This is a genomic window from Hymenobacter edaphi (assembly GCF_003258365.1).
In the GTDB taxonomy this organism is placed as follows: Bacteria; Bacteroidota; Bacteroidia; order Cytophagales; family Hymenobacteraceae; genus Solirubrum; species Solirubrum edaphi.
The window spans coordinates 462,339-483,021 of the sequence record NZ_QHKM01000002.1 but is presented as its reverse complement, the minus strand read 5'-3'; the positions used below and the strand labels follow the sequence as shown (position 1 = coordinate 483,021).

General features: G+C 66.1%; 12 protein-coding genes and 1 tRNA gene. 6 read left to right on the top strand and 7 right to left on the bottom strand.

Features of this window, described 5'->3' with window-relative positions:
* Nucleotides 1-409: 409 nt before the first annotated feature.
* Nucleotides 410-4,333, bottom strand: coding sequence for a BamA/TamA family outer membrane protein (locus tag DLM85_RS09600; protein ID WP_243635911.1), 3,924 nt, complete (start codon nt 4,331-4,333; stop codon nt 410-412).
* 228 nt (nt 4,334-4,561) lie between these two features.
* On the opposite strand from DLM85_RS09600, the gene DLM85_RS09595 reads away from it, so the two are divergent.
* Nucleotides 4,562-5,785, top strand: a complete 1,224-nt coding sequence (locus DLM85_RS09595; RefSeq protein WP_111477884.1) for a Pycsar system effector family protein — start codon at nt 4,562-4,564, stop codon at nt 5,783-5,785.
* Between the two features lie 71 nt (nt 5,786-5,856).
* Here the strand turns inward: DLM85_RS09595 and DLM85_RS09590 are convergent, their stop codons facing one another.
* Nucleotides 5,857-7,020 (bottom strand): DUF2652 domain-containing protein, encoded by a 1,164-nt coding sequence (locus tag DLM85_RS09590; RefSeq protein WP_111477883.1) that lies wholly within the window; start codon nt 7,018-7,020, stop codon nt 5,857-5,859.
* A gap of 176 nt (nt 7,021-7,196) precedes the next feature.
* Between DLM85_RS09590 and DLM85_RS09585 the strand changes: the two genes are divergently transcribed.
* Nucleotides 7,197-7,271, top strand: a tRNA-Arg gene (locus DLM85_RS09585).
* A gap of 139 nt (nt 7,272-7,410) precedes the next feature.
* Here DLM85_RS09585 and DLM85_RS09580 read toward each other — a convergent pair.
* Nucleotides 7,411-9,456 carry a HelD family protein gene (locus DLM85_RS09580; RefSeq protein WP_111477882.1) on the bottom strand — a complete coding sequence of 682 codons (2,046 nt, stop codon included), beginning with the start codon at nt 9,454-9,456 and terminating at the stop codon, nt 7,411-7,413.
* A 206-nt stretch (nt 9,457-9,662) separates the two neighbouring features.
* On the opposite strand from DLM85_RS09580, the gene DLM85_RS09575 reads away from it, so the two are divergent.
* The gene (locus DLM85_RS09575) at nt 9,663-11,099 is read left to right on the top strand and encodes a serine hydrolase domain-containing protein (protein WP_133256993.1); all 1,437 of its coding nucleotides are present in this window, start codon (nt 9,663-9,665) and stop codon (nt 11,097-11,099) included.
* Nucleotides 11,100-11,123: 24 nt separating this feature from the next.
* On the opposite strand, the gene DLM85_RS09570 is transcribed toward DLM85_RS09575, so the two are convergent.
* From DLM85_RS09570 to DLM85_RS09560, 3 genes are all read right to left on the bottom strand, one after another.
* Complete coding sequence (locus DLM85_RS09570; RefSeq protein ID WP_111477880.1) at nt 11,124-13,079, bottom strand: hypothetical protein; 1,956 nt, start codon at nt 13,077-13,079, stop codon at nt 11,124-11,126.
* Nucleotides 13,080-13,187: 108 nt separating this feature from the next.
* Entirely contained in the window at nt 13,188-13,628 is a 441-nt protein-coding gene (locus DLM85_RS09565) for a hypothetical protein (RefSeq protein ID WP_111477879.1), read from the bottom strand.
* A 120-nt stretch (nt 13,629-13,748) separates the two neighbouring features.
* On the bottom strand, nt 13,749-14,117 hold the full coding sequence (locus DLM85_RS09560; RefSeq protein WP_111477878.1) for a hypothetical protein: 369 nt from the start codon (nt 14,115-14,117) through the stop codon (nt 13,749-13,751).
* 260 nt (nt 14,118-14,377) lie between these two features.
* On the opposite strand from DLM85_RS09560, the gene DLM85_RS09555 reads away from it, so the two are divergent.
* A complete protein-coding gene (locus DLM85_RS09555; protein ID WP_133256992.1) occupies nt 14,378-14,743 on the top strand; it encodes a hypothetical protein in 366 nt (121 codons plus the stop codon).
* A 25-nt stretch (nt 14,744-14,768) separates the two neighbouring features.
* The gene (locus DLM85_RS09550; RefSeq protein ID WP_111477876.1) at nt 14,769-15,695 is read left to right on the top strand and encodes a PAS domain-containing protein; all 927 of its coding nucleotides are present in this window, start codon (nt 14,769-14,771) and stop codon (nt 15,693-15,695) included.
* 143 nt (nt 15,696-15,838) lie between these two features.
* On the opposite strand, the gene DLM85_RS09545 is transcribed toward DLM85_RS09550, so the two are convergent.
* Nucleotides 15,839-16,867, bottom strand: coding sequence for a LacI family DNA-binding transcriptional regulator (locus DLM85_RS09545; protein WP_207890999.1), 1,029 nt, complete (start codon nt 16,865-16,867; stop codon nt 15,839-15,841).
* A 613-nt stretch (nt 16,868-17,480) separates the two neighbouring features.
* Here DLM85_RS09545 and DLM85_RS09540 point away from each other — a divergent pair.
* The gene (locus DLM85_RS09540) at nt 17,481-20,681 is read left to right on the top strand and encodes a SusC/RagA family TonB-linked outer membrane protein (protein ID WP_165822076.1); all 3,201 of its coding nucleotides are present in this window, start codon (nt 17,481-17,483) and stop codon (nt 20,679-20,681) included.
* Nucleotides 20,682-20,683 lie beyond the last annotated feature (2 nt).

Below are 20,683 nucleotides of genomic sequence, written 5' to 3'. Positions count from 1 at the left end.
GGGCCCTGAATCAGGCTGGACAAAACTCGACCGTAGCATACCGACCCGTATGCAGCCCGGGAGCCGCAAATATAGCTATCAACCAGCTTTTTAACAATAAATACTACAATCGATTGCCTTATAGTGCAATTACCGGAAAGAAAAACTATCACATACGTCCTCCTGAATAGGGTCGGATTGCCTTATCCAATAATAGTAATTAATCAATATTCCATCTTTGAATTCCCACAATGACATTGCTCTTTCCCAGAAAGGACCTGCCCCGCCACCTGCCTTCAAAATCCGACCAGCTTGGTTGCCGCCGGCTTCGGCGAAGTTGACCCGGAGCAGGGCGTAGCCAGCCGCGTTTAAAATGACAAAGCCGTGGCTGGAGTAGCCACGGCTTTGGTCAGCGGTTTGTCCGCCGGAATTAGAACAGGAAGTCGAAGCCGATGTTGACCAGGCTTTCCTCCCCCACCGAGTAGGTAGCGTTGATGACGGCCTGCTTCAGCACGTCGATCCAGATGCCACCGCCGAAGCCGGTGTGGTAGGCATCGATGCCCTTGTTTACGTCGTAGCGGCTGTACACCCGGCCGGCGTCGGCCAGGCCCATGATGCCGAACTTGCCGGGCACCAAATAAGCGTTGAAGGTGAACAGCTGCAGGCGCACCTCGGCGTTGGCGTAGGTCATGCTGCGGCCGGCGTAGCGGGTGCGGCGGTAGCCGCGCAGGTTGGTGGTGCCGCCCAGCGTGTTGGCCTGGTAGAAGCGGTAGTCGCCGATGTTGCGGGCGGCGCCGATGCGGCCGGCCCAGGTGAGCTGGAAGGGGAAGTTCGGCGACACGTAGAAGCGCACTTCCGAGGCCAGACGGCCGTATTTCAGCTTCTCCCCGTTGAGCTGGCCGTTGTACTCCACCGAGTTGTACCAGCGCAGGCCGATGCGCGGGTTGATGGGCGAGGAGCTGGCGTCGAGGTTCAGGTAGGCCTTGCCGCCGAGGTAGCGGTTCATGCCGAAATCGGACTCGCGGATGCCGGTGGCGGCGCCGGTAAAGCCGTTGTCGATGCCGGCCTGGATTTCGCGGCCGATCTGCGCCCGGTCGATGCGCCACTGGTCGTACTGCGGCCCGATGCCGAACTTCAGGAAGCTGAACACGTCGGTTTCCAGCGTGGGCGAGAAGTTGAAGCGGGCGAAGCGGATGCGGTAGGTGTCGTTGATGATACGGTTGCCGAGCGGGTTGCCGGTGCCTTCGCCCTGGGCCGCGTTGCGCGTGTCGTTGCCGGCGCCGAAGTAGTTGTAGAGCAGCTGCGGGCCGTAGAGGCGGGAATCGATGCGCAGGTCGTACTTGCCGAGTACGTCGGTAAAGACGCCGGTGTAGCGCACGTTGTAGGCCTGGCGGGCGGGGGCGTAGTTGGCCACCAGCGTCTGCTCGGTGGCAAACGGCTCGCGCCGGAAGCCGTAGGTGCGCAGCGTGCCGCCGCCGCCGATGAACACGCCGTCGTCCACGTTGTAGCCGAAGTACACGGCCGGCCCGAAGTAGGGCAGCTTGTAGTCGCGCTTGTTGGTGCGGGTGGGGTAGTCATACTGGCTTACCTCGGTGCCCGGCTCCAGGCGCAGGCGCGTTTCCGGGCCCGGCGTGATGACGTTGCCCGAGTCGGCGTCGTAGACCTGCACCGAGTGCGGCCGCAGAAAGGAGCCGCCCTTGGTCGACTGGTCCACGATGGTGTCGCGGTCGATGCCGCCGATGATGCGCAGGCGGATGCTGCTGGGCTCGGCGCCGGTTACGCGGTAAGAGTCGTTGCCGGCGAAGCCGTAGAGGCGGATTTCCTTGGTAATGTCGCCGTTGTAGGTCTGGTCCCAGAGGGTTTTGGTGGTCTTGCCGTCCTTGTTGACCTTCTTCACCAGCACGCGGGTTTTGTTGCCCTCCAGGCGCTGCACCACGAAGCGTTCCTGCTTCTCGCTGCCCTTCACCTCCACTTTCTGGTTGACCAGCTCGAAGTAGTCGTTGGCCAGTTCGGGCAGCAGGTCGCGGCGGCTCTTGAGCTTGGCGGCAATTTCGGGCCCGTGCAGCTTGTATATAGCCTCCGGCCAGCGCGTGCGCAGGGCCGAGTCGATGGCCGCGTCGGTGAGGCGGCGCTTCATGTCCTCGGCGGTTTCCACCCAGTCCTTGCGCGACATTTCGCCCAGAAACACGCGGTCATTGCTGAGCGCGGTCAGGTTCAGGCCCTTCCAGTCAGCGTAGTCCTCGCCGAAATCCTGGAAGTTGCGAATAGCCCACTTGCGGCGGGCCAGCCAGGGGAAGAACCCGTCGCCCTTGAAGAAGGCAATGTCGCGGTCTTCGGGCACGGCCGTGAAGGTCCGGTCGCCGTCCTCGTTTTTGCTTTCGGCCCAGCGCCACTGGTCCTCGTGCCGGTCCCAGTCGCCAATCCACATATCGAACAGGCGCGAGCGGACGAAGGCCTTGCCCTTGATGTGGTTGTCGTTGTCCTGGCGCATGCGCTCCAGCACCTTGTCGGTGCCCACCAGGTTGGTGGCGAAGTTCAGCGAGGCCACGTTGCTCTGGTCGTCCTTGGCGTCTTCCTCCAAGGCCGCGGGCGTGTCCTGGAAGCGGGCCAGGTACTGGCCCAGCAGCGGGTCGCGCGGGATGTAGCGCAGCTCGGGGTTGGTGTGCAAAATGCCGGCGCGGGCGGCCAGCGGTGGCAGCACGATGGAGCCGTAGGGGTGCTGGGCCGAAATCTGGTCCTGCAGAATGTCCTTGGCGGCCGACTCGCGCAGGGCCTCCGGCAGCACGGCCGAGGGGTCCTTGTCGAGGCCGCGGATGGTGTAGTTGCGGCCTTCCTCGTTGCGCACTTTCAGCGAAGCTGTCTGCTTGCCCCCGCCGATGCGGTAGGGCTCCAGCCCGCCTTTCTCGGTGGCCAGGTCGAGCACCGGGAATTTCACCGGCGTGGCCCACTCGGCGCGGTAGTGCTTGCCAAAAAACGCGTTGTGCAGGCCGCTGCGCTCGGCGTAGCGCGGATTCACGGCCACGGTCACCGTCGAGTCCTTGTAGTTGGGCCGGCCCTTGATGTCCACGTTGAACGGGTCGGGGCCGGTGGGGGCGTCGCCGGCAATGGCCTGCTTGGCGTACAGGGCCTGCCGGTACACGACGCGGCCGGATTCGCCCTTGTCATTCGGAATCCAGTATTCCAGCCACACCTCGCCGTTGTTGTAGTAGTTCACGCGGGCCCAGCCCTTCTCCTTGTCCGAAAACAGGGCTTCGCCGTCGCGGCCGGTGCGCACGTGCTGGGTTTTGCAGCCCGAGCCCGACACGATCTGGTGCAGGTCGCCGACCTTGAAGTACTGCAGGTTGTGCTCGTGCCCGGCGGCGTAGATGGTGTTCGGGTACTTCTGAAAAATATCCATCAGCCCCTTCTTGTACTGCTGGTACAAGGGGTGCGGAATGTCCTGCGAGATGCCGCCGTACTTGCGCGCAAACGGGTACACCGAGCCGATGATGGGGAACGGGATGAAGGCGTACTTGTAGACGATGCTGAGCGGAAACAGGTGGTCGGCCAGGGTGAAGTAGCCGCCGTGGATGCCGTCGGAGAAGATGGGGTGGTGGGCAATGACCACCACGTTCTTGTTGCGGTGCTTGGCCATCAAATCCTCCAGCTGGGTGAAGAAGTCGGCCTCGTTGGCCACGCCGCAGCCGCTGTTGGCCCCGTAGGGCCGCTCCGAGGTCTGCAGAAACCACTGCGAGTTGATGGCAATGATGGCCAGGTTGTCCTGCACCAGGATTTCGTAAGGCCCAGGGCAGCCGTTGGCCGGCACGTAGAAGGCCCCGGTGCGCGTGAAGGCGGCCGAGTCCTTGTTCATGTAGTCCTCGATGAAGTTCTGGGCCCGGATAACCTGGTCGAGCGAGCCTTTCTGGCCCTGCTTCCAGTCGTGGTTGCCCGGAATCATGTACTTCTCGCCCTTGTAGTTGCGCAGCACGTTGATCTGGTCGATCAGGCGCTCCTCCGACACCTTGCGGTCCAGCGCGCCGCTGGGCGGCAGGCCGTACTCGTAGATGTTGTCGCCGAGGTAAACGGTGGTGCTCCGCTCGTTGGCCTTCATGATCTGCCGGCGCAGGAAGTTCAGCGACGGTTCGCCGCCCTGGGCCTGCGGGGCGGGCTTGCCCACGTCCCCAATCAGAAACACGGTGTAGGTGAGCCGGGTACTGTCGGGCGGGGTCGATTTTTCCCAGTCCTTGCCGATGCCGCGGTAATTCGGGCGTTCGGGGTGGGCGGTCTGGGTTTTGGTGCCTTGGGCGTGGGCCGAAAACCACGGCCCCAGGCTGCCGACCAGCATCAGGAAGCTAGTCAGGAGAAGTCGGCTCATAAGCGAGGATTGGAGAGAGAAGGTGCGGTAAGAGGAGCGGCTGAGCGGGCCGGGCCACCCCGGGCGGCGGGCTCGTCACTGCCCGATACGCAGGCCGGCCGCCTGGCGTTGGGCGCCGATACGCACCGCGTGCTGGCGAGGTTCGGACCGGGCGGCCAAACCCGGCGGGCGCAGTTGCGTTGAAATGCCGTTGGCGCGGCGCTGCCGCCGCCCTGCGCCCCTCTCTCAATGGAACCGACCCCGACCCTGAAACCGGCCAAGGCCGAAATCATTAAGCAAGCCAAAGCGTACGTCGAGCAGCTGTTCGATGAAAAACTGCCGCGCCAGCTGGTCTACCACAGCTTCAAGCACACCAATACCGTGGCCAAGGAAGCCGCCGCGCTGGGCCAGGCCGCCCAGCTGGCCGCCCCCGACCAGGAGGCCCTGGTGCTGGCCGCCTGGTTTCACGACACGGGCTACATCGACAAGTACGACGGGCACGAGTACCGCAGCATCGAGCTGGCGGAGCAGTGGCTGACGGAAAAAAACTACCCGGCCGAGCGCATTGCCCTCGTTAAGGACACTATCCGGGCCACGCACCGCGACGAAAAGCGCGACACGGAGCTGGCCAAGCTGCTGGTGGACGCCGACATGAGCAACCTCGGCCGCGAAGACTGCCTGGCCGACGCCGAGTTGCTGCGCACCGAGTGGGAAGCCACCCAGGGCAAGGTGTACACCAACGCCCAGTGGGCCGAATTTCAGCTGGATTTCCTGCTGCAGCACAAGTACCTGAGCGAGGCGGGCAAGGCCCGCTACAAGGACCAGCTCAAGGAAAACATCAAGGAGCAGCGCAAGTCGCTGAAAAAGCAGGAGAAAAAGGAAAAGAAGAAGGCCGAAGAGGCCGAGGGCTACGCCGAAGGCAAGCGCGGGGTGGAAACCATGTTCCGCTCCACCTACAGCCAGCACCAGCGCCTCTCGCAGATGGCCGACCAGAAGGCCAACATGATGATCAGCCTGAACACGGTGCTGCTGTCGGTCATCATCACCTACCTCGGCGCCAAAACCTCCACCATCGGGCCGGCTTTCACCAAAAACCCGGTGCTGGCCATTCCGATGGGCCTGCTGGTAGCCACCGCGCTGGGCTCCGTCGTCACGGCCATTCTCTCGGCCCAGCCCGACGTGACGGCCTTTAAGTGGCTGCGCCGCTCCCCGCAGATTGCCACCAACCGCCGCGTCAACATCCTCTTCTTCGGCAACTTCACCAAGCTCAGCCTCGACCACTTCCAGGACGGCATGCACGAGCTGATGCGCGACCGGGACCTGCTCTACAACAACATGATAACCGACATCTACTACCTCGGCGAAGTGTTGTCGCGCAAGTACCGCCTGCTGCGCGTGAGCTACACCATCTTCATGGTCGGCCTGATCCTGACCGCCCTGGCCTTCGGCATTGTGCTGCTATATAAGGCGTAGGTAGTGAGGTGGTGAAATAGTGAACGGGTGAGTTGACGTTCTGAATGCCTGAGCGTCAACTCACCCGTTCACTATTTCACCACCTCACACAGCGCAGCTAGCTGCCGCACCGACTGGCCCAGCCAGCGGCGCAGGCGCTGCAGTTGGCCCTTGCGGATGAGGCGGTGGGCGCTGGCCACGTGGCCGTAGCGCACTTCCATCGTGACGAGGCAGTGCCGGTCGTCCACGGCTTCGAGGCGGAAGAAGAGCAGGGCGTTGGGAAACAGCCGCCAGTGGGCCACTTTCTCCACGTATTCGATGTGGCCGTCGGTTTCGAGGCGCTGCACCACCTGCAGGTCGATCTGGCCCGCGTAGAGGTCCAGCTTGTAGTTGGCGCCGGGGCGGTGGGCCTTGGTCGCGTCGTAGTGCACGGCGGTGGTGCCGGCCAGCCAGCGCGGGCGCTCGGGCAGGCTGCTCACCACGCGCAGCACCTGCCCGACGGGCGCCGCCACTACGTGCTGGGCCTTCACGCGGCAGGTCACCGGCAGCTTGCCCTGGTCGATTTCGGCCTGCACCAGCAGGCGCAGGGGCGTGAGGTAGGCGTAGAAATAGCGGATTTCGCCCAGGTACTCGTAGCTGGTGGCGCTGCGCTGCAGGCGCGTCCAGGCAAAGCAGCGGGCCACTTCGGCCGGCGGCTGGGTGTTGAGGTAGCCCTCGGTGAGCAGCACGTATTCCGCGCCGGCCACGTTGTTTTTGAGCAGGCGGTGGGCCACTATCACGTCGCGCCCGAGCAGCTTGCGAAACTCCCGGATATCGGCCACGCTCACCCGGCCGTAGTGCCCGATGATTTTGAGCGTGAGCCCCGCCTCGTGCAGGGCTGCGGCCAGCTCCGAGCTGGTGTCGCGGGCCACCAGCTGCAGGTAGTTCTGAAAATCGAGGAAGATGCGGCGGCACTGCTCCACCAGCTCGGCCACCGATGGCGGCTCGCCCAAGCGGTAAAACAGAATGGCGTCGCCCTGAATTTCGGCCACTTCCAGATCCAGGCCGTTGGCTTCGATGAGAATTTCGAGCAGGTCGGCCACCAGGTGCGGGGCCTGCGGGTGGTGCGCTTCGGCGATAAAGCGCGTGAAGCCGCTGATGTCGGGTATCAGCAGCAGCGCGGGCTGGGTGTCATCGGCCGCCGCTAGGTGCGGCGCCGCCGGGTGCCGCCGGCCCGCCGCGCGGCGCGCGGCGCGCAGGTCATCGAGCAGACCCATGCAGGAGGGGGTTGGAGAAACAGCAGGCCACCCCGCCTATACGCGCCCGCCGCCGCCCCGGATACCACGCCCGCGTTACCAAATGGCGAAGCCAGCCCGAAAGCCCTGCCGTGTTCGGCCCCGCTGGCATTTGGGCCCGCCAGAGTTTCAGTGTATTTTTGCTGGTCCCCAAAACCGGCTGCGTAGTTCAACGGATAGAATAGGCGTTTCCTAAACGCTTGATATGGGTTCGATTCCCGTCGCGGCTACCACCAACGGCCGCGTTTCCTGCCCGGAAACGCGGCCGTGCTGTTTCTCCCCCCGCGCTGCACCCTGCTCACCGGCCCGGGCCGCCGCTCGGGGGCGCAGCGCGGGCCGCCGCTGAAAAAACCGGCCCGGGGCCGCAGCCTGTCAGGCGGATAGAAAGCCGGTGAGTTCCCCCGAATAGGTGAGCGTGAGCTGGTGCATGGCCCGGGTACAGGCTACGTAGAGCATGCTCCGGTCGACTTCCGTTTTGTAGGTACGGGCGGAGGCAAAGGGCACAATGACCGCGTCGAATTCCAGGCCCTTCGCCAGGTGGGCGGTGGTGACGATGACGCCTTCCTTGAAGACCGTAGACTCGGCCGTGAGCAGGTGCACGCCGGGTGCCTGCAGCGCCTGACACGCCTGCTCGGCCTGGCGCTGGGTTTTGCAGATGATGCCCAGCGAATGATTGCCGGAGCGTTTGAAGTCCGCAATCAGCGCCTGAATGGCGGCCAGCTCCTCGGCCGGGCCGGCGTAGTGCGCCACCACCGGCTCCGGTCCGTGCCGTTCCAGCGGCAGGATGTCGGGATTCGGCGTGATGCGCTGCGCGAAGGCCGTAATCTCGACGGTCGAGCGGTAGCTGCGGTAGAGCTTCACGATGTCGGCCTGCGGGAAGACGCGCTCAATGGTTTCGGCGGAGGAGGCGCTGTAGGGGTTCACCGTCTGGCTCACGTCGCCCAGGATGGTTTTGCGGCAGTAGAACAGGCGCGACAGCACGGCGTACTGCACCGGGGTGTAGTCCTGCATTTCATCCACCAGCAGGTGCTTCACCCGGTCGTAGGCCTCGATGCCTTCCAGGCGCAGGCGCAGGTAGATCAGGGCAAACACGTCGGCGTACTCCAGGGGGCGCTGGTGGTCGAACTTCAGCAGCTCGGGCCGGCCGATCCAGCGGTAAAAGTCGCGGTAGAAGTCGAGCACGTTGTTGAACCGGAACATGCGCGGAATGCCCTCCCCAATCGTGGCTTTTTCCGGCCCGGTGAGCTTGCGGTCGACCTTGTCGCGCACGTAGGCCCGCACGTCGCCTGCCACCTGCCCGAAGCGCTTCAGCAGCGGCACCCGGTGATAGGCCTTGAACTTTTGCTGGATAAACGCGCCGGGCACCACCGTACGGCCCACCCGCAGCTCACTGAGGCTGAAGTAGTTGTTCTCGACGTGGAGCAGATACTGATTCAGCTGGCTCAGAAACTCGAAGGTCGACTTGAACCGGATCCGCTCGATAAAGGCCGCGTCGTGGTGGTCGAGCAGCGCCGATACCTGCTCGAAAAAGGTCTGAAACTGGTACTGACTGCCCAGCAGGTCGGCCGCCAGCTCCTCCATGCCCAGCTCGGGAATGTGCTCCTCCCCCAGCTCGGGCAGCACGTTGGAAATGTAGTCGGCAAAGACCTTGTTGGGCGAAATGATGAGGATGTCCTTGGCCGCAATGGTTTCGCGGAAGCGGTAGAGCAAAAAGGCAATGCGGTGCAGGGCAATGGAGGTTTTGCCCGAGCCGGCTACGCCCTGGATGACCATCACCGACGCGTCCTCGTTGCGGATGACCGCGTTCTGGTCGCGCTGAATGGTGGCGACAATGTTCTTCATCTTGTCGTCCGAAGACTTGGCCAGCTCGCGCTGCAGCACGTCGTCGTGGATGTTCACCCCGCTGTCGAGCAGGAATTCCAGGCGGCCGTCGCGGATGCGGTACTGGCGCTTCAGGTCGATGCGGCCGGGAATTACCCCGGACGGGGTGGTGTAGGCGGCTTCGCCCAGCTCGTAGTCGTAGAACAGGGAGGAAATGGGGGCGCGCCAGTCGTAGATCAGATTCTGGCGCTGCCGCTCGTCCAGAAACGAGTACACGCCGATGTACACCGGCGTCGTGGCCCCGTCCGGGGTGGTGAAATCCAGGCGGCCGAAGTAGGGGGACTGGCCCAGCTTGAGCAGCTTGCGCTTGCGCGACACGGCGGCCTCGCCCGTGAAGGCCATGCGGTTGATGGACTGCCCGGCGGCCACCATATCCGCGTCGTCCATGCCGGACTGGTGCTCGTGGATGTACTGCTTTTTCTGCCGAAGCTCGTCGGAAAACTGCTTTACCGCCTCGTCGACGCGCCGGATGGCCAGCGTCAGCTTCTCCTTGATTTCCTCCAGGTATTCCCGCTCTTCTTGTTCCGTTGCGTTCATCACTTGCTGCTCTTGGAAAGTGGACCTCAAAGGTGCCAGCAAATTCCGGGCTGACGAAGCGTCGAGCCGGTTTTTATTAGGCGCCGCGCCGGCGCCTTGGCCCCGTACCCGCCCCGCGACGTGCCAACTCCCGCGCTACGGTTAGCTTTAGGCCCGCCGCCGGCGGGGGCCGCGCCCCCGCCCGTTGTTTTTCTACGCCACCGCCTATGCCAGCCCTTCTTCTGCGTTGTCTGCTGCCGGTGTTGCTGGGCTGCTGCCTGCCGGCGGCAGCGCGGGCCCAGGCCCAGCAGCTGCGGGCCCGTTACGACGCCGTGAGCCAGCGGCTGCTGGCGGCCTTCAATACCGGCGACCCGCTGAACCTCTACGCCCTGACGGCCCCCGCCTACCAGGCCCGCATGAGCGCCGCGGCGTTTGCGGCGGGCACCCGCAAGTTCTACGTGCAGACCGGGGCGTGGGAAACCGTGCAGTTTCGGGAAGCGCAGGCCGAGGGCCTGACCTACACCGCCCGCTTTGAGCGCGAAACGGAAATTCTGTTTCTGCAGCTCGACGAGCAGGACCGCATCGTGCGCTTTCATTTCAAGCCCGAGCCGGTGGTCAGAACCACCAAGGCCGGCCGCGTGCCCACCGACAACCCGCTGGCGACGGGCACCGACAGCCTGGTGGAGCGGCTGGTGCGGCCCTACATTCAGCAGGGCCACACGGCCGGGCTGGCCCTGGCCGTCATCGAGCGCGGCACGGTGCGCTGCTACAGCTACGGCGAAGTGCAGCGGGGCAGTGGCCGCCTGCCCGACCCGCGCACCACGATTTTCGAGATTGGCTCGGTCACCAAGACGTTTACCGCGCTGCTGCTGGCCCGGCAGGTGCTGCGCGGGCAGATGCGGCTGCCCGACCCCGTCAACCGCTACCTGCCCGACTCCCTGCCCACCCTGGCCTACCAGGGCAGCCCCATCACCCTGCTGACGCTGGCCAACCATACCTCGGGCCTGCCGCGCCTGCCGGCCAATATCTACCAGGGGTCCGTGGACCCGGCCGACCCCTACCGCCACTACGGCCCGGATTCGCTTTACCGCTTTCTGATGCGCTACCGCCCCGCCGAGCGGCCGGGCAGCCAGTTCGCTTACTCCAACCTGGGCGCCGGGCTGCTGGGCCACCTGCTGGCCCGGCAGGCCCACCGCAGCTTCGCGCAGCTGGTGCGCCGGCGCCTCTGCCGCCCCCTGGACCTGCCCGATACCTGGCTGGAGCTGCCCGACGCGGCCCGGCCCCGCCTGGCCCAGGGCTACGACGAAAAAGGCGCCCCCACCGCCGCCTGGCACCTGGCCGCGCTGCAGGGCTCGGGCGCGGTCAAGTCGACGCTGCGCGACATGGTGCGCTACACGCGGGCGCAGCTGGGGCAGGTGCGCACCCCGCTCGCCCGGGCCATTGAGCTCAGCCACCAGGAAACGTTCCGCAGCCCCGACCACGCCATGGCGCTGGGCTGGCGCATGGCGCGGCAGCCCGCCCGCACCTACTGGCATCATTCCGGCGGCACGGGCGGGGCGCGTTCATTTGTCGGCTTCGATGTGCAGCACCAGCGGGGCGTCGTCGTTCTGGCCAACGCGGCCGAGGACGTCACCGCCATCGGCCAGGCCCTGCTGGAGCGCTGATGCGCGCTGATTGTACCCCGGCCCTTACTGCCACCACCAGCGCCACTTCCTGGGCGGCTTCTGACGCGGCGGACGGCCCGGCGGCACGCAGGCCACCGAGCACACCGGCGCGTCCCAGCGCAGGCAGCACACCTCGCCCTGCTTGCCCACGTAGTAGAAGCTGTTGTCGGCCTGCCGGGCCAGGCCCCACTCGCAGTTCTGCACGCCGTCGTAGCGCTCCACCAGCCAGCCGTCGCACCACCGCACGCTGTTGATGCTGTTGGCCCCGCGGTACACCAGGCGGCTGTTGCCGGTGACGATGATGTCGCCCCAGGCGTTGCCGGCCGCCGCGATGGTGCCGTGGCCGCTCAGGTAAGTGGAGTCCCAGCGCGGGGCCGTGGCCGCGTGGCTGTAGCGGGCGAAGGCCACGTGGTAATCCGGGGTGACGCAGTACACTATCACGTTCGAGCTGGCCGCGTCGGTCTTTTCCACCGTCACGCTGCTCAGCGCCGGCAGCGGGGGTGCGGGCACCGCCTCCCAGCCGGCCGGCGTGCGGTTCAGCGCCCGCAGCTGCCGGTTGGCCACGATGATCAGCGAGCCGGACGCGGGGCAGGCAATGGCGCCGTCGACGGCATCGACGTGCTCGGGCGTGCCGCCGACGGCCACCGAGCCGTGGCGCCAGGTTCCGTCCGGTGCCTGCTCCACGTAATCGAGCGTGTTGCGCAGGCTGCGGTAGTAGAGCGTGGCGCCATTGGTGCGGCGGTGGAGCAGCCCGTTGGCTTCAAACGTCAGCGAGCCGGCCACGTTGGCCGGCACGTCGTTGGCCGCGCTGCCGGTCGAGTAGCTTGTCCAGCCGGCCTCGGCCGACCACTCCCCGTACTTGATGCGGTGGTCTTTGCTGCGGTAAAACAGCCGACCGGGGGCCTGAAACAGCAGGTCGCCCGCCGCGTCTTGGATGGCCGGAATGTCGCTGATGTGCCAGTACGGCACGGCCGCGTCCGTTTCCCAGGTGGCGTGCCGCAGCCCCCCCGACACCGCGTCGACCCAGTAAACGGAGCCGTCGGCTTCCACGGCCACGTTGCTGAGCGAGCGGTGCGCGGGCAGGGCGCCGGGCGTGCTGCGGTCGGCCACGGGCGCCAGCGGGAAGTACGTGTCGTGCTCCCCGCGCCACAGCTCCTTGATGCGCTGCTGCTCCAGCGTCACGTTCGGGGCGGCCAGGCACACGCTGTAGGGCGCGGCGCGGCGCGTGTCGTTGAACTGGTACTGGCGGTGCAGCCAGTCGGCGGAGAGGCCGCGCCGGCCGGGCATTTCCAGGTAGGTGCCGGGCGTGTTGCGCTTCAGCCAGAGGTAGGCGTAGCGCAGCCAGTCGCTGCGGTAAGCGCAGGGCTGCTTGGCAAACCACGTAATCTGGTCCCAGCCCCACATCTGCGGATTTTCGCCGGGCTGCGGTAGCCGCGGCGCCCCTGCTTCGCTCTCGCTGTTGTCGAGCTCGATGAGAAACAGGCGCGGGTTGCGCGGGCTGCCCAGGGCCCCGCCGCCGTTGTATTTGGCGGCGCAGGAGTTGTTGACCATGGTGATGCCCCAGACGGGAAAAGCGTAAAAGCTATTGCCCGAATTGACGGCCGTGGGGCCGCCCGTCACGATTTCGCTGGCCCCGATGGGGTAGGAATAAAAGTCGAACAAGTCCTGCTCGGCGGGCGTGCCGGCGCCGTAGAGCAGCGGCGTTCGGCTGTGAAAATCGAGCACGACGAAGCCCCGGCGGGCGCCGCGGCGCTGGTTGGGCTGCGCGAAGCCCGGCGCGCCGTTGGCGGCAAACGCGCGGATTTTGTCGAACAGCTCCTTGGTGTGCGCGTAGGGCGCGGCCCCGTCCAGGCCCGCCGCGTCGCGGCTGGCCACCAGGTTCCACTGGCCCATGTGCAGGGCTTCGATGTCGGAGGCGAGGTAGCTGCACGCCCGGTAGTAGAGCCACATCCGGGCCTCGAGCTTGGTCACGTCGGGCACGGCGAAATCGAAGCCCGGATTGTTAGTCGGGTCGTAGGGGCTGCCCGGCTCGTAGGCAATGTTTTCGATGATGAAATTCCGGTCGGGCCAGGCCGGGCCGTCCGGCAGTCAGGCGTCCCACACCCACTTCGGAATCTTGATGTTGCTGGCGTTGGAGCTGCCCAGCACGCCCCCGCTCTTGCTGGCAATGAATTCCATCACCCCCGCCTGCACGATGCGGTCGGGGTGGGCCAGGTGCAGCGTGTCGGTCACGCGGAAGGCCCGCTGAAAGTGGCGCTGGTCGTCGTCGGTGTCGTAGGTGTTGTTCCACCAGATGGCGGCGCGGCCGACAAACTGCGCGTCGATGTCGTTGAGGGCGGCCACATCGGCCACGCGCTGGGCGTGCGGGTACAGCTCACCGCACATATCGGTCATGGTAATGGCCTTGGCCAGGGCGGGCTTGAGCACCGCGTCGTCGATGCGCACCACGGGCCGGGCGGGCTCCTGCTGGGCCAGCGCCGTAAAACCAAGCAGCCCGAAGGCCGCCAGGGCAAGAATCGCGGATTTCATAGGTAGCGGGGTAAAGCGGGTAACGCGGCCGGCGGGCCCGGAGCGGGCAGCACGTCCCGGCCGCCCGCTCCGGGCCCGCTGGCCGCCCCAAGTATAGCAAACGAACGGCCGCGGCGGGTATTACTCGGCCGCGGGCGGTGCCTCGTCCCGGGCCGCGGCGGGCGGGGTGGCGCCGATCATGGTGGTCAGGTTTTCGACCAGCTGGCGCAGGTACTGAATTTCGGCCTGCAGGGTGGCCGGCGGGTTGGTTTCGGCCAGCTGCTGCTCCACCAGGCGGCGCACGTCATCGTTCAGGTACTGGCCCAGCGTCTTGCCGGCCCGGGCCGCGCCCCGCTCGAAGCTGGCGCGCGCGTCGCGGCTCACCCCGCGCACCGACCACGTGACGGGCGCCTCGGTGGTGCGCGGCGGGCGGCCGGGGCGGCGGCCCCGGCCCAGCGGCACTTCCACCACGGCCGCGTCGCCGGGTTGCTCCGGCGGCGTCTCCTCCACGATTTGTGTAATACTTTTCTCTATTTTTGTCATACCCAAATCCTCCGCCGGAGGCTCCACTGCGTATTCGGAGTTTTCCGAAGCGGCATCGGACGGTACTGCTGGCTCAGGGGTGGGGTCACCTTCAGTTGGGCTCATGACAAGTACGGCTTGGGTGGAAAATTCCTGTGTTTACGCAAAACGGCCCACCCTGGCCAGAATAAAACGACTCGGCTGCATGCTGATGAGTATTCAATCGACCTCTTACCCGCCGCCGGCCCGTGTCTGATCTGACCGCGTTATACGACGTGAATTTACCAGCGCTGGCCGCTTCGCAGCTGCTCGGGCCCTGGCGCATTGTGCAGCTGCGCGCGGCCGCAGCCCCCGAGCCGCTGTGGGGCGAAGCTACGCACTTACACCTCACCGCCGACGCCCTGCAGCTGCAAAACGGCGTTGGCGCCCCCCTCGCCGGCACCTGGCACCTGCAGCGCCACGCGCAGCTGGGCCAGCCGTTTCTGGTGCTGCGCCTGCCCGAGGGCGCAGCCCAAGCCCTAATTACGCGCCTGCGCCGCTCGTCCGACGGGAGCGTGCGGCAGATGGTGCTGTATTTTCAGTCGGGGCTGGAGCTGCAGCTCACCCACCCCTGACGTCGCACGCCTCACCCTTGCCCTAATGCCTGCCTCTCTCGGCTCTGCCCTGACCCCGGAACGCATCGACGCGGCGCTGAATGCCGCCGGCATCGGCGTGTGGGAAATGGATCTGCCCGCCCACCGCTTCACCTGCTCGGCCCGCTGCAAGCACCTCTTTGGCCTGTTGCCCGACGCCGACGTGACCCTGGCCGACGTGCTGGGCGCCTCTCACCCCGACGACCGCGCCCGGGTGGAGCAGCAGCTCACCCAGGCCCTCGACCCAAGCGGCACCGGCCGCCTCACGGTGGAATACCGCGTGCTGCTGCCCGAGGGACAGGTGCGCTGGGTGCGCACCACCGGCCTGGCCGTGTTCGACGCGGCCCGTAGCCAGGCGCTGCGCTTTCAGGGCATCACCAAGGATATTACCGAGCTGCAGACCGAGGCGCTCCGGCACCGGCAACGCCAGCAGGAGCTGCAGCAGCTGGTGGAACTGGCGCCCGGCATGCTCTGGATTGCCCAGCCCGACGGCGCGGTAACGTACTTCAACCCCGTCTGGCTGCACTACACCGGCCAGACGCCCGCGCAGGCCCTGGCTTCGGGCTGGCAGACGGTGCTGCACCCCGACGACCTGGCCCGCTGCCTTGCTCGCTGGACGGAATCGGTGCGCGACGCCGCACCCTACGAAATCGAGTACCGCCTGCGCCGCCACGACGGCGCCTACCGCTGGTTTATCGGGCGGGCCCAGCCGCTGCTCGGCGCGGCGGGCCGGGTGCAGAAGTGGTTCGGCTCCTGCACCGACATCCACGCCCAAAAGCAGATCGAACAGGCCCTGCGCCAGCGCGAAGACGAGCTGGAACGCGCCCAACTGGACCTGGAGGCCAAAATCCGGTTTCGCACCCTGGCCCTGGAAGACGAAGCGGCGCAGCTGCGGCTGCGCCTGACCGAGCCGCCGGCGCCCGACCGGCCCTAGCCCGCGCCGAAAAACGCCACGCGGGGCATGCGCTGGGTGGCGCCCCGGGCCCAGGTTTTGGGGCCGATAAACCGCTCCAAGAAAACCGCCGGCTGAAGGTCCCAGCCGGCGGTTTCGCTTGTTCAGCAGCCTGGGGCCGCGCCCTACCCGCCCGTGGAGCGGCGCACCACCAGCGTCGACTGCAGCTCGGCGCTCTGGGTGGGGAGCACCGGGCGGTTTCTGCTGATGGCCCGGAACAGGATTTCCGCCGCTTTTTTGCCCATCTCGTAGGCCGGCTGCCGGATGGTGGTCAGCGGCGGATTGAGGTAGGCGGCGGTGGCCAGGTTGGAGAAGCTGATGATTTTCACCTCTTCGGGCACCCGGCGGCCCAGCTGCTGGCAGGCCTCGTAGCTGCTGATGGCCAGCGTCTCGACGGAGGCAAAGATGCCGTCGATGGCCGGGTCCTGCTCCAGCAGCTCCCGGATGCGCCGGGTGTTCTGGTCGCGGTCGAGGGTGCCGGGCACGATGAGCGCCGCGTCGGCGGGCAGGCCGTGGGCCTGCAGGGCGGCGCGGTAGCCCTCCATGCGTTTCTGCCCGATGGACAGCGTGTCGGAAATGAGCAGGTAGGCCACGCGGCGGCAGCCCTGCTCGACGAGGTGCTCGGTGGCGCGGTAGCCGCTGGCGTAGTCGTCGGTGGTGACGCGGGCGGTGGCAATGCCCTCCCCCACCCGGTCGAAAAACACCAGCGGCACGTTGCTTTCCACCAGGGTGGCGAGGTGGCTGGCGTCGGGGCTCTCGCTGGCCACCGACATCAGAATGCCGTCGACGCGCCCGCCGGCCAAGTGCTGAATGATGGTGGCTTCCCGCTCGTGGCTTTCGTGGGTGAGGTAGATGAGCACGTGGTAGTCGTTGGCCCGCGCAATTTCCTCCACCCCGTCGATGGCCAGGGAAAAGAAGTTGTTGGCCACTTCAGGAATGACCAGCCCGATGGTTTTGCTTTTGCGGCTGCGCAGGCCGCTGGCGTAGGGATTGGGCTCGTAGCCCAGCTCCTGCGCCTTCTGCTTGACGCGCTCCTTGGTGTCGGCGGCTATTTCGTAGCTGTCGTTGAGGGCCCGCGAAACGGTGGAAATCGAGAGGTTAAGTTCTTGCGCCAGCTTTTTAAGGTTGGTGCGTTGCAGGGGCGAAGCGGGCATGCGCGGGGCAAGGGCAAGCAAAGAGAGAAAAGCGCCCGGCCGCCGTGACGGGGCCGGGTAGGTAGCCGGTGAAGATAGCGGGTAGCGCGCAGTTAACCGCGTTTTGGCCCTGGCTGGCCGGTGCACCACTCCGCTGCCCCCTGCGTGCCTGCCCCTGCCCCAGCGGCACCTCACCGGCCATTATCCGGGCGTAGTAACTGCTTACTCACAACCGCGTCAGGCGCTCGGATTTGCCCGGTTGCGGGCGCCCGCGGCGGTGAGTTGCGGCGTTTTTTTCGAAAACGTTTCCGTAAATAAACCCAATCGGCAAAGGGTCAGCGGCCTGCAAGTATGCTGTACTTAGTTCTGTCAAATGCGCTCAGACGCTGCAAAACGACAGAAATCCACCCTTCCCCACCCTCGCTCCCGGCCCGGCGCGCTTCCGCGCCAAAGCCCTGACCGAAACGGCGTTGAGTGCCCGCTCACCCCAACCCACGCTCCCCTTCCCCAGCCGGCATTCGGGCTGCTTACCCCGCTCGATATCGATTCCGGCTCAGCCCCATCGCCCGGCATCGTCGACGCCCCGCTCCGGCCTTTTTCCCTAGCACACACCTTTATTCCCACTCCCTCCCGCATGCCTCGTTCTTTACTCCAATTTCCCCTGCGCTGGCTTGTGAAGCCGCTGGTGCTGCTGCCGGTGCCCGCCGCGCTGGCTACGGCCAGCCTGGCCGGCGCGCCGGCCGCTGCCCCCACCACCATCCTTGCCGACGGCACCATTTCGGGCCGCGTGGTCGACGAAAAGGGCCAGGGCATTCCCGGCGTCAACGTGGTGGTGAAGGGCACCGCCAACGGCACCCAGACCGACCCCGACGGCCGCTACAAAATCACCGCGCCCGGGGATGCTACGCTGGTGTTCAGCTTTATCGGCTACCTGGCGCAGGAAGTGCCGGTGAGCGGCCGCAGCACCGTGGGCGTGAGCCTGCAGCCCGACAACAAGACGCTGAGCGAAGTGGTGGTGGTGGGCTACGGGGTGCAGGAGAAAAAGCTGCTGACGACTTCCATTGCCTCGATTTCGGCCAAGGAAGTGGAGCTGCTGCCGGTGTCCTCGCCCAACGAGGCGCTGGTGGGCCTGGTGGCCGGGGCGCAGATTACCGAGCCCTCGGGCGAGCCGGGCGCCGGCGCCGTTATCCGCATCCGCGGCCTGGGCTCGATTTCGGCCGGCAACTCCCCGCTGTACGTGGTGGACGGCTACCCGCTCAACAGCGCCGACAGCTACAACCAGATTCCGCCCGGCGACATCCAGTCGGTGCAGATCCTGAAGGACGCGGCGGCCTGCGCCATTTACGGCTCCCGCGGCGGCAACGGCATCGTGATTGTGACGACCAAGCGCGGGCGCAACGACGGCAAGACCCGCTTCAACTTCACGGCCAACACCGGCATCATCCAGGTGGCCAAGAAGGTGGATATGCTGGGCCGCGACCAGTACCTGGACTACCTGCGCGAGTCGTACCGCAACGGCAACCGCGCCATTCCGGCCCAGCTGCTGGAAGGCGCCCCGGAGCTGGCCGACACCGACTGGCAAAACGAAATCTTCGGCACCGGCCTGCAGCAGCAGTACCAGCTTTCGGCCTCGGGCGGCACCAACCTCTCGCGCTTCTACGTCTCGGGCAGCTACTTCAAGCAGGACGGGGTGATTGAGGGCACCGGCTTCGACCGGTTTGCCCTGCGCGCCAACTACGACGCGCAGCTGAGCAAGAAGCTGAAGCTGGGTTTGAGCCTGGCGCCGAACTTCACCCGCACCGACGTGAAGCCGATTTCGGGCAGCTTCAACGGGGGCAACATCTCGGGCGGCGGCCCCGGCGGCGAAACGGCCATCGTGACGGCGGCCCTGATTCTGCCGCCCATCGTGCCTAAGTACCTGGCCAACGGCGACTACGCCGCCATCCGCAACGCGGGCCTCGGCATCACCGCCCCGGGCGACCTGCTAAACCCGCTGGCCCCCATCGACCTGTACCAGGACCGCACCAGCGCCGTGCGCGCTTTGGGCTCCTCGTTCCTCGATTTTGAAATCATCAAGGGCCTGAACCTGCGCACCAACTTCGGGGCGGAGCTGCTCAACTCGCGCCGCGCCATCTACGTGCCGGCCACGCTGGGCACCGTCAGCAACCCCAGCGCCAACCTCTCCACGCCGGTGCTCAACAACGTGGACGCGCGCCAGAGCAACAGCACCAACCTGAACTGGGTGTGGGAAAACACGGCGACGTATAACCGCGCCTTCGGCGCCGACCACAACCTGACCCTGCTGGCCGGCTACTCGGCCCAGCGCAACACCAACGAGGGCAGCACCGTGCTGGGCCAGACCGGCACCTACACCAACACCGACATCGAGTACGCCACGGCCGCCGGGCAGCTGTTCGGGCAGGCCAATTACTCGGCCAACTCGCTTACCTCGCTGTTTGGCCGCGTCGACTACGCTTTCCGGGAGCGGTACATCCTGACGGCCGCGCTGCGCACCGACGGCAGCTCCCGCTTCGGCCCCGACAACCGCTACGCCACCTTCCCCTCGCTGGCTTTGGCCTGGCGCGTGGGCGAGGAAAGCTTCATCAAGGCCATTCCGGCCATCAGTGAGCTGAAGCTGCGCGCCTCCTACGGCGTGACCGGCAACAACAACATCGGCGACTACAACTACCAGAGCTACCAGACGGCCGCCAACTACGTGTTTGGCACCGGTACCGGCACGCGCTTCTACGGCTTCTCGCCCAACGGCGTGGCCCTGCGCAACCTGGGCTGGGAAACCAACACCCAGTACGACGCGGGCTTCGACCTGGGCTTGTGGCGCGACCGGGTGTACCTGACGGTGGCCGGCTACCAGCGCAACACCACCGACCTGCTGCTGAACCGCAACATTCCCTCCCTGCTGGGCTACTCCTCGCGGGCCCTGGCCAACGTGGGCGAGGTGCGCAACCGCGGCCTGGAAATCCAGCTGAACACGGCCAACATCGTGGAGGGCGACTTCACCTGGAGCACCGCGGCCAACTTCACCCTGAACCGCAACGAAGTCATTGCCCTGGCCGGCGCCAACGAGCAAATCACCTTCGACGCGGTGTTTGGCTACACCAGCTCCATCCGGGTGGTGCCGGGCCAGCCGCTGGGCGTGTTCTACGGCTACGTGCAGGAGGGAGTGTACCGCGACCAGGCCGACGTGGACAGCAGCCCGAAGTGGACGGCCAGCAACCAGGCCATCGTGCCGGGCGACTTCAAGTTCAAGGACGTGAACGGCGACGGGCAGATCAACACGGCGGACATCACCGTCATCGGCAACCCCTTCCCCGATTTCACCTACGGCCTGCAGAACACCTTCGGTTACAAGGGCCTCTCGCTGGCCGTCACGCTGCAAGGCTCGCAGGGCAGCGACGTGCTCTACGGCGGCGACCGGTACACCTTCAACCAGCCGGGCGTGCTCAATGCCCGCGCCGAGATGGAGAACCGCTGGCGCAGCCCCGAGGACCCCGGCGACGGCAAAACGCCCCGCGCCACGACCTCCGGCTCGCTGCGCACGGTGTTCAACTCCTACTTCATGCACGACGCCTCCTTCCTGCGGGTGCGCAACGTGACCTTGCGCTACAACCTGCCCGTCGAGTGGGTGAAGAAGGCCAGCCTGCAGAACGCGAGCATCTACACCTCGGTGCAGAACCTGTACACCTTCACCAAGTACGTGGGCTACAACCCCGAAGCCAACAACTACGGCAACACCACCAACCCGACCTACGGCGTCGATCAGGGCTCCTACCCGATGAACCGGACCCTCACCGTGGGCGTGCAAGTTGGCTTCTAACT

Bases quoted from the DNA above. Each gene is read 5' to 3' on its own strand.
- DLM85_RS09595 (WP_111477884.1), top strand. From the start codon at position 4,562: ATGGAACCGACCCCGACCCTGAAACCGGCCAAGGCCGAAATCATTAAG.
- DLM85_RS09580 (WP_111477882.1), bottom strand. From the start codon at position 9,456: ATGAACGCAACGGAACAAGAAGAGCGGGAATACCTGGAGGAAATCAAG.
- DLM85_RS09575 (WP_133256993.1), top strand. From the start codon at position 9,663: ATGCCAGCCCTTCTTCTGCGTTGTCTGCTGCCGGTGTTGCTGGGCTGC.
- DLM85_RS09545 (WP_207890999.1), bottom strand. From the start codon at position 16,867: ATGCCCGCTTCGCCCCTGCAACGCACCAACCTTAAAAAGCTGGCGCAA.
- DLM85_RS09565 (WP_111477879.1), bottom strand. From the start codon at position 13,628: ATGAAATCCGCGATTCTTGCCCTGGCGGCCTTCGGGCTGCTTGGTTTT.
- DLM85_RS09550 (WP_111477876.1), top strand. From the start codon at position 14,769: ATGCCTGCCTCTCTCGGCTCTGCCCTGACCCCGGAACGCATCGACGCG.
- DLM85_RS09600 (WP_243635911.1), bottom strand. From the start codon at position 4,333: ATGAGCCGACTTCTCCTGACTAGCTTCCTGATGCTGGTCGGCAGCCTG.
- DLM85_RS09540 (WP_165822076.1), top strand. From the start codon at position 17,481: ATGCCTCGTTCTTTACTCCAATTTCCCCTGCGCTGGCTTGTGAAGCCG.
- DLM85_RS09590 (WP_111477883.1), bottom strand. From the start codon at position 7,020: ATGGGTCTGCTCGATGACCTGCGCGCCGCGCGCCGCGCGGCGGGCCGG.